The sequence below is a fragment of the Spiroplasma endosymbiont of Lariophagus distinguendus genome (assembly GCF_023846195.1).
GTDB lineage: Bacteria > Bacillota_I > Bacilli_A > Mycoplasmatales > VBWQ01 > Spiroplasma_E.
In genome coordinates, this window is record NZ_JALMUW010000044.1 from 1 (window position 1) to 9,494 (window position 9,494).

Below are 9,494 nucleotides of genomic sequence, written 5' to 3' on the forward strand. Positions count from 1 at the left end.
TATAAAATAAATTATTAATTAATAAATAATTAAAAATCCAGATAATTTATTATCTGGAAAATATACACTATTTATAAGTTTAAAACTTTTTATTATATATTATTTGCAAACGCTACCTTTTGTCCAGAAAATACTAGACATGCTGGTTCTTCATTGATTGATTGAATATCAACTGCTTGTAATATATCATTAGAACTTGCTATTGAAATCAAATTTCATGTTATATCTAAAATGTTATTTATTTCTTTTATCATTTTATATACAAAATCATTTTCTTTCACAGATTCGCTAGTTTGTAAGTTTTCATACTGACTTAATTCTTGACTTTGTCTTATTTTATTTAAATAAATAAAATCATTAAATTCACCAATTAAATCATTTAATTTTTGTAATTCATTTAATTGTTGATAAATATTTTCATATAATAAATCTAAATTTTTAATATAATTTTTAATATTATTATTTTGTACTCTAAAATTTACAAGCATAAATTCATAATGTTTTTTATTTTTTTGTTCAAAATTATTAACTATTTTTTTACGTATTTTTTGATTTAAATTATATTTTTTTTGATAATCGTACATTAATGGAATAAATTTTTTAGGAACTTTAATTAATGTTGTAAAATTAATTAAAAATAAAAGTTCTTGAGAACTATCATTTTCACTGACAACTAATAAAGCAAATTTTTTATCTTTATTAAAGAGAAAACTCTTTTTACTCTTTTTATTATTTTTTGCTATTTTATTTTGTAATTTTTTAAAAATAATTTGTTCTTCTTCATTACAATCTTCAAATAATAATAATGGATTAAAATAAAGATTTTTTGCTTGTTTTTGGATCTCATCTTCATTTAAACTATCATCTTTAATAAAAATTAGATAAGAATATGGACCTTTATGTTCTTCTAAAAAGTAATTATAATTAGGAATCATTTTTATTAGTGACCCTGGTTCTAATTCTAATTCTTTAAAATCAAATAATTTGCAGTTACCATTATTTTCAGTATTACTTTCACTAGAAGTTGATGGTTGTAATTCTTGTTGATCATTATTTTCTTTATAGTTATTAAACTGTTTTATACTTTTTAAAACTTCACCATATTTATTTTCTCCACAAAAACTAATAAAATTTTGAATGATAGCTTTAAGTTCAGCATCATAATCATTAACTATTGATATAGGATTTGCATCTTTAGAATTTTTAATAAGAAAGTACTCACCTAAAAATTTATTTATTTGTTCTTTTATTGCAATCAAAAAAGTAAAATCTTCTTTTATTTTTTCATTAAAAGTTTTAAATTCATTAAACAAATTAACAATATCATTGCTTTTTTTACTTATATCCAATTTATTTTTGGTAAAACAATTTTTTATTTTATTATTAATTTTAGTTAATTTGCTTCTTATTTCTTTTACATTTTCTTGACTTTTTTCTTTAACTTCTTTAACTTCATTTTCTAATTTTGATTGCTCTTGTTTTCTAACTTTTAATTCTTTTTCTTGTTCTTTAATACTAACTTCATTTTTTGAAATTTGTTTTTTAATATCTGAAATTTCTTTTTCTAAAATTTGAATTATTTCTGTTGCTTCTTTAACTTTATTATCGTAGTTTGTTCATAATGCATCTCACTGTTTTTGAATGTTTGCATCAGCTGAATCAACTTCAATTAAAGATGACAATACTTCAACATATTTTTTCTTTGTTCTTATAGTAGCTTGGAAATCTTTAATATTTTCTTGAGTTTCTCGAAAAGTATCTTTATCTATATTTATGCTTTTTTCTTTAAATTTTTCTTTTTCTTTTTGAAAACCTTTAATTTTTCAATTTATTTTTTTTAATTCTTTTTTACTATTTGCCATTTTTTCATTCAATGTTTGATTTCTAAGTTTATTATTAATAATACTTTTTTCTAACTCTGTAATATCACTTTTTAATTTTTTTAAATCATCTTCTTTATCAAATAAATCTTTTTCATATTTATCATTCTCTAATGTTTCTTCAGATAAAGTTTTTTTAAATTCTTGTTTATAATTGCGTTGCTCTTCAACACTTTCATTGATGATGAATGTAAATTCTTTTTTAAAAATTATTAAACTTTCTTTAAATTTTTTAATCTTATTTTCAATATCAGTTATTGAAACATTTGTTGTTGCTGTCTCTAGAATAATTTTAAACCTCTCTTTCTTTTCTTTCAAAAATAAAAAACCACTTACTTTAAAACTAAATCAATGGCCAAACATTTTTATTTTTGTAATTATATTTTATAGAAATTATAATTATAATTAAAGACATATTCTAAATTATTTATAATTGTACTTTTACCACTACCCACACCAACTCAAACTGGAATGGGGCACTTAGGCACTTGGCACTTAGGCACTTGGCACTTAGCCCTTTTTACTAGACCATTAATTTAAAAAACCTGAATGTATTCGAAAAACAATTGTGTTATATAATTAACACTAATTTTGACATGAAAGGATTTTTATTAATGGATAAAATTAAACAAATAGAATTATTTATTAGAAAATTAAATATTAATCAAAAAATTAAAATTATTGATCATTGCAAGAATCAATATTCGATTAGACATCTTTCTCAATATCTTCAATTAAACAGATCAACATATTACTTTTTAAAAAACAAACAAAAACCTATTAAAAAAGAAATAAATCACCTTGATCATTGTAACCATAAATATCAAAAATTATGCAAATTTTTAATTGAATTTCATTCTACAAGAAAAGGTAGAATTTATGGATATTTACGAATTTTTTCAGCATTTAAAGAATGATTAAAACAAGAAAAAAACATTCACTTAAATATAGAATTATCAACAAAACAAATGCGAAAAATTATGAAAGATCACAACATCCAAGGTTTAAAACAAACTAAAAATAATAATAGTAAAAATAAAAAGACTGCACATAAATGAATACCTACAATGGATAAAGTCAACAAAAATTATAAAATCACAACTTCTTCTAATCAAATTTGATCAATGGATACTAAACAAATCAATACTAAAGAAGGCTGATTATACCTTTTGGTAATTATTGATTTTTATTCAAATAATGTTGTTAGTTATAATACTGCTTCTAATAAATCATATAAAGATTTAATAAAACCTGCTCTTGAAAAAATAACACAACAATTTTCTTTAAAACAAATCAAAAGCGTTATTTTACATTCAGATAATGCTGCTGAATTTTATTGCCAAGACATATCCAACTGAACTATTGACAAACAAATAATCTTAAGCAAAAAGCAACCTTATGATATTGGCGGTAATGTTCTATCAGAAAACTGATTCTCACATTTATCTCAAGAATGATTACCCAAAGGTTCAAACCAATATTTAACAATCAATGAAGCTATAAATGATGTAAATCAATATGTTATGTTTTATAATTATGAAAGAATACATTCTAAATTTCTAAAACCACCAATTTTACAAATTAAAATTTAGAAAAAAAGTATGAAAGTGGTCCAGTAATTAGGGCCAACCACCCTTTTACAACATATTTACTTAAATACTTAACTATATTTTCATTAGTACCCTTTTGAACAACTCTTACATCATTAAAACCAAATGGTCATCATTGTGGTAACACACTTTTATGTATTTTTCTATTAAATAATATATGAAAATGAATAGCACCACGTTTTTGATATTCATAAACATACATATATTTTAATTCACCTAAATATTTAGCACGTTTAGGGTCATTTCATCAACGTTTTAAACGTTTAAAGATATAGCAATATCATGTTTTGCTTTATTAATATCTTGCATATTATCGGCATAAGTTAAAGTAACAAAACTTAAAACTTTTGAATTATAAAAATTATGATACGCTTTATGTATTAATTTTGTTTTAGTACGAATAGTAGAATTACGTAACTTTCTATCATTAATACCTAAATTTTTAATACCAATTTCATTACGTTTATTATTTAGTATAGCACTCATAGGTAAAATTATATTTTTAACATAAGCACCATAATAAACTTTTTTAATATAAAAACGGACTTCTCCCCACATGTACTTGTGGAGGAAACAATGAAATTGAATGAGTTCAACAATACTTTTCAAACAGAACAAGATTGTTTGAAATATATAGTAAGTTTGAAGGAAAATAAATGTATCAGGTGTTATTGAACAAATTTGAATACTTCTGATTTAAGAAGAATAAGATGTTTGAAATGTCATCAAACATTTAGTATTCTTCATGGCACCATTTTTTACAAGTCACAAATACCTTTGAAATCTTGGTTTTATCTCATCTTTAGATGAATAAACACCAAACATGGAATTCCATCAACTGATGTTGCAAAAGAATTGGGGGTAACTTTGAAAACTGCTTGAAGAATGGGTCATAAAATCAGAACTTGTATTGCCAAACAAGAATCACAATTTATTGTTGAGGGCATAGTGCAAATGGATGAAATGTATCTTTCACATATGGGTTTTAAAAAACAAGGAAGATCCTTGGTGAATAAAACCTTGATTGTTGGTATTTATGAAAAAACAACCAATAAATTAATTGTGAAAGTATTGAAAAATGCAAAAAGTAAAAATCTTTTGCAGTTTGCAAGAAACCACATTTCTTCAAAGTGTCATGTACATACTGATTTTTGAAAAGGATATTGCGATTTTAAATCGGTTTTCACTAAGCATGAAACAGTCAATCATCAAGATAGCTATGTTTCAAAAACTGGTGTAAATACCAACCAAATTGAATCAGTTTGAAAACATATAAGAAGAACATTTAAAACACATATCAAAGTTGCAAAACATCATGTTCATTTATATGCAAAAGAAGCTGCATATAAATTCAATAAGATACCTAGTTTTGAAATTGTAATGCTATGTTTGATTTAAAAATGTGGGGAGAAGTCCGTAGATAGGCTTTTCTCAGCATTTATGTGATAAAATTTAAAAATAGTACATAAAGGGAGAAAAGCCTATAAAAATTTTCTTGCATATATAAAACTCCACAGATTTTTTAATAATTTTATATATTTTAATAACAAAATAATCATAACACAAAAAATAAAATAATTAATAAATTATCTTACGGTGAATTGTGTTACTTAATTAAAGTATATTATACTTTATTTTTTTATTTTTTAACTATTAATTTTTAAAAAATAGTTATATTGAACAAAAATATTGGATTATAAAATAAAAAACTATCTTTAAAATAATATAATATATTTATATTAGAAATATAGTTATTAACTAAATTCAATCATATACTAGTTATAATTACTTATTTATTTTATCTAAAACACCATTAATGTATTTATAAGCATCATTTGGACAATAAGCTTTAGTTATAATAATAGCTTCATTAATAATAATTTTTTTATCTGTTTTAGTATGGACAATTTCATACACTGCTAAAATTAAAATTGCTTGTTCAATTGGTTTTAAATTTTCAAAATCTCATCCTTGTTTTAAATTATTATTGATTAAATCTATTAAATCATATTCATAATCAATTATTTTATTTAATATCTCGCATTGTTCAGTAATTAAACTCTTACCTTCTTCTTCTTCAAAAAGAAATTGTTTAAACGCTTGTTGTGATTGGCCTTCAAGGAAATATTGATATAATACTTCCATCATGCCAATTCTTTTATGATGCTGGGTTATCTTCTTTTGTTCTTGCATTGTTGATTTCTACTTCCTTAGTTTGAGCAATAAATATTATATGAATATTTAATAAAAATAAATTTAAAGCTGATTCAGTACGTCTTAAAATTAAATTATTAATTTTATTTTTTAAATTTACTAAATCTTCATTTGGATTAACAATTAATTTTATTCGCACAACAATATTATTATTAATAGCAGTAATATCATTTGTTTCTAACATTAGAACTTCAACATCTTCTAATGTTAATTGATAGTTATCATTAATTAATAACATATAAATAAATTTTTTAATAACTAACGAAGATAATTTTAATGTTCCAACTTTACTTTCTTCAATAAGTATTTCCATAATATTCACCTTTCTTAAGCGCGAGTTTTGTATTTCCCTTCATCTGTACTTACTACAATTTTATCACCATTATTAATAAACATTGGTACTTGTAATTGTAAACCAGTTTCTAAAATAGCTGTTTTTGTCGTATTAGAAACACTATTTTCCTTTACTCCTGGTGGAGCATCAACAACCGCTAATACTACCGAAGGAGGTAAATCAATACCTAATATTTCTAAATTTTTATAAACCCTTAATGATACTTCATTACCAGGAACTAAAAATTTTTTTTCTCATGATAAGCGTGATTGATCAATCCTAATTTCATTATAATCTTCATTATCCATAAAAACTGAATACATACCATCATCATAACTATAAATTGCTGGTCGTTTATCAATAATAGCTGGATAAACTGTATCACCACCAGTAAAAGTAATACTAATAATAGCTTGTGTTCTTAAATTTTTTGCTTTTACTTTCACATGCGCTTGTCCACGTCCACTTTTAGAATGTGCTGATTCAATAACTATTAAAATATCAGTTTTATTATGTAAAAAAGTAATTCCTGGTTTAAAATCATTAACGTTAATCATTTTTATTTTTTCTCCTTTCAAATATCAATTTCACGAGATGATTTTGTTAAAATTTGATAACCATCTTTGGTAACTAAAATATCATCTTCAATTCTAACACCACCTAAATTAGGAATATAAATACCTGGTTCAACAGTAATAACCATTCCCGGAACTAAAATAGTAGATTCATTTTTAATAACTCAAGGTGATTCATGAATTTCAATACCAAGTCCATGACCAGTACCATGAGTAAAATATTGTTCATAACCCTTTTCTTTAATATATTCTCTACAAATCTTATCAATTTCACCAATAGCTATACCCGGCTTTACAGCCTTAATTCCTGCCATTTGTGCTGACTTAACTATTTCATGAATTTCAATTAATTTTGGATTAACTTTACCAATTGCAAAAGTTCTAGTCATATCTGAACAAAAACCTTCATATACACAACCAAAATCACAAGTAATTAACTCATTATTGCCAATTTTTTTATTACTGGCTTTACCATGAGGCATTGCTCCTCTTTCTCCAGAAGCAACAATAGTATCAAATGATGCTTTTGTTGCACCATTTTTAACAAATGAACGTAATATTATATCTTCAACATCTTTTTCACTAACACCAGGTCGGATAAAGTTTAAAACTTCATTAAAAGCCAAATCACCAATAGCACAAGCTTTTGCAATTCGTGCAATTTCGATTTCATCTTTAATCATTCTTAGTGAACTAACATAAATTGGAACAAATTCAATATCTTTAATTTCTTGCTTTCAACTTTCTAGTTGAGCAATAGTAATATATTCTGCTTCAAAACCAATTTTTTTAATTTTTTGTGATTTTAATAAATCTTTCAATGAAGAAAAAATATTACTAAATTGAATGCATTTAACATTTTTGGCATTTTCTTTTCCCTCAGTAATATATCTTCCATCTAATAATAAATTTGCATCATTTTTGCTAATCAATAAATAACCTAACGTTGAAATAAAGTCACTATATCAAAAGCGATTTTCTGGAGAATAAAATAACATAGCATCTATTTTATTTTTGGTTAATATTGTTTCAATAATTTCTTTTTTATTTAAATTTTTCATTTTAAATTCAATCCTTTTAATAAATTATTAATTAATAACTAAGTATATTGTACTGCAAATTAAAGAAAAGAAATAAGTAAAACTTATTTCTTTTCTTTATGTAGTGTATGTTGATTACAACGAGAACAATGTTTTTTTGTTTCTAATTTTTCAGGCTTAGTTTTTTTATTACGATCAGCAATATAATTTTCTTCTTTGCAAACTTCACATCTTAAAGTTAATCCATCACGCATTGTGCGCCTCCTTAATAATAATTGAGTTATATACAATACAATATTATTGCATAATTAAATAGTTAGTTCAATTAAATAAAGGAATTATTTTTAAACTTCCTTATATGAAAAAATGTTACTAATATTAAAAATAAAAAATATCAGTAACTAGGTAATTATTTAAATAATATTATTTAAAACACTTGATATCAATATAAGTCATCAGTTTTATACTGTGTAAAAATACTAACTGTTTTATTATATCTATTAATTTCGCCATTCATTCCATCAGGAATACTTTTAGTATTAACTTCTAAATTCTCAATTTTGTTTATATTTGCATCAATATTAAGAACATAATTTGTATTATTTAATGTTTTAACGAAAAAATTAGTTGAAGATTTACCCTTATTTTCTTGATTATTTAATAATTTTATTTCACTTATTTCATTAGTTAAATTAATTGTTTTTAATACAACTAATTCATTTTCAGAATTAAGATTTCTCTCAATTATTCTAACTGTCATTTTTTGTTGTCGATCAAATAAAAGTAATAATTGACTATTAATATTCAATAAATCATAATCATCAGAAATTTCAAAATTATATTTTCCTTTAATGACTTGACCTGATGAATCAATAATTTGAATATTTTTACTATCTGCTTTTAAAATATATGTTTTACTATTTAATCTAATAATATCAATTCCATAAAGATCTAATTCAGAATATGTATTACTTACATAATCATAAATTAATACTTGATTATTATCATCTTTAATTACTCAAACTTCCCTATTAGTTTTAAAAAAATATTTTGCTGTTCACGATAATTTATTAATAGTAAAATCGGAATTACTTATTAAAAGACTATAGTCTCCATTATCTGACTTAATAATAACTTCATCATCACGAATATAGTTAATTTCTTTTATTGCATGAAATAAAGAAACAAATTTTAATGGCATTAATTTTTGATCTTTTATTTCTCCAAGAGTAAGTATAGTGTGATTTAAAATTTTTGTTTCAATTAAAAATTTTGTATTACTAATTGCTGTTACTTTGCCATAAAGATTAAATTCTTTAAATATTTCTATTTTTAATGAAGTTAAAACACCATTAGAAGTTAATAAATACAGGTTTTTGGTAGATTTTTCTGTTAAAATTCCGTAATTTCCTCCTTGACCATTAGTGAATTCAGTGAATCTTATATGATCAGGATTAGAAATTTCTTGAAACTTCTTATCTTTATCTAAAAATCATAATTGATTTCCATTAATTACTAAACCAAGATTATTATTAAAAAAATAAAATTTACCTTTTTTATTCAAATTAATTAAAGAAATATCATCTTTATTTTGTTGAAGATTACATTTTAAATCTTGTAACTGATTAGCATTCGTACCTATATTATTAGTATTTAAAATACTACTTAAACTGCTAACAGTTGTTGCAAGTGTTAAAACACTTAATGTTTTTAATAATGCTTTCATGATGAAAACCCCCTTTTTTCCCCATTAACTTCTTAAATTTAAGAAGTTAATTACATTTTAATTTTCAAAAAAAATAAATGCAATAAAAAATTAATATTCATGGTATTCTAATCTA

General features: G+C 23.0%; 11 protein-coding genes. 2 read left to right on the forward strand and 9 right to left on the reverse strand.

The window, feature by feature from the left end; translation table 4 throughout:
- Positions 1-92: 92 nt before the first annotated feature.
- A complete protein-coding gene (locus M0D11_RS04310; protein ID WP_252320421.1) occupies positions 93-2,198 on the reverse strand; it encodes a hypothetical protein in 2,106 nt (701 codons plus the stop codon).
- Positions 2,199-2,476: 278 nt separating this feature from the next.
- Between M0D11_RS04310 and M0D11_RS04315 the strand changes: the two genes are divergently transcribed.
- Positions 2,477-3,472: an IS3 family transposase gene (locus tag M0D11_RS04315; protein WP_252319878.1), complete on the forward strand. Its 996-nt coding sequence runs from the start codon at positions 2,477-2,479 to the stop codon at positions 3,470-3,472.
- On the opposite strand, the gene M0D11_RS04320 is transcribed toward M0D11_RS04315, so the two are convergent.
- Both M0D11_RS04320 and M0D11_RS04325 read right to left on the reverse strand, forming a co-directional pair.
- Positions 3,462-3,761: a rolling circle replication-associated protein gene (locus M0D11_RS04320; RefSeq protein WP_438811369.1), complete on the reverse strand. Its 300-nt coding sequence runs from the start codon at positions 3,759-3,761 to the stop codon at positions 3,462-3,464. The genes M0D11_RS04315 and M0D11_RS04320 overlap by 11 nt on opposite strands.
- Positions 3,746-4,048 carry a hypothetical protein gene (locus M0D11_RS04325; protein ID WP_252320425.1) on the reverse strand — a complete coding sequence of 101 codons (303 nt, stop codon included), beginning with the start codon at positions 4,046-4,048 and terminating at the stop codon, positions 3,746-3,748. Before M0D11_RS04325 ends, M0D11_RS04320 begins: the two co-directional genes overlap by 16 nt.
- Positions 4,049-4,267: 219 nt before the next feature.
- Between M0D11_RS04325 and M0D11_RS04330 the strand changes: the two genes are divergently transcribed.
- Complete coding sequence (locus M0D11_RS04330) at positions 4,268-4,888, forward strand: IS1595 family transposase (protein ID WP_252318950.1); 621 nt, start codon at positions 4,268-4,270, stop codon at positions 4,886-4,888.
- 387 nt (positions 4,889-5,275) lie between these two features.
- Here M0D11_RS04330 and nusB read toward each other — a convergent pair whose 3' ends face one another.
- From nusB to M0D11_RS04360, 6 genes are all read right to left on the reverse strand, one after another.
- On the reverse strand, positions 5,276-5,683 hold the full coding sequence (gene nusB / locus M0D11_RS04335) for a transcription antitermination factor NusB (RefSeq protein ID WP_252320427.1): 408 nt from the start codon (positions 5,681-5,683) through the stop codon (positions 5,276-5,278).
- A complete protein-coding gene (locus M0D11_RS04340; RefSeq protein ID WP_252320429.1) occupies positions 5,649-6,017 on the reverse strand; it encodes a hypothetical protein in 369 nt (122 codons plus the stop codon). The genes nusB and M0D11_RS04340 overlap by 35 nt, the downstream gene beginning before the upstream one ends.
- Positions 6,018-6,031: 14 nt before the next feature.
- Entirely contained in the window at positions 6,032-6,595 is a 564-nt protein-coding gene (gene efp / locus M0D11_RS04345; protein WP_252320431.1) for an elongation factor P, read from the reverse strand.
- 2 nt (positions 6,596-6,597) lie between these two features.
- Positions 6,598-7,674 (reverse strand): M24 family metallopeptidase, encoded by a 1,077-nt coding sequence (locus M0D11_RS07255; RefSeq protein WP_252320433.1) that lies wholly within the window; start codon positions 7,672-7,674, stop codon positions 6,598-6,600.
- 83 nt (positions 7,675-7,757) lie between these two features.
- Positions 7,758-7,907, reverse strand: a complete 150-nt coding sequence (gene rpmG / locus M0D11_RS04355) for a 50S ribosomal protein L33 (RefSeq protein WP_174481164.1) — start codon at positions 7,905-7,907, stop codon at positions 7,758-7,760.
- A gap of 173 nt (positions 7,908-8,080) precedes the next feature.
- The gene (locus M0D11_RS04360) at positions 8,081-9,379 is read right to left on the reverse strand and encodes a hypothetical protein (protein ID WP_252320435.1); all 1,299 of its coding nucleotides are present in this window, start codon (positions 9,377-9,379) and stop codon (positions 8,081-8,083) included.
- Positions 9,380-9,494 lie beyond the last annotated feature (115 nt).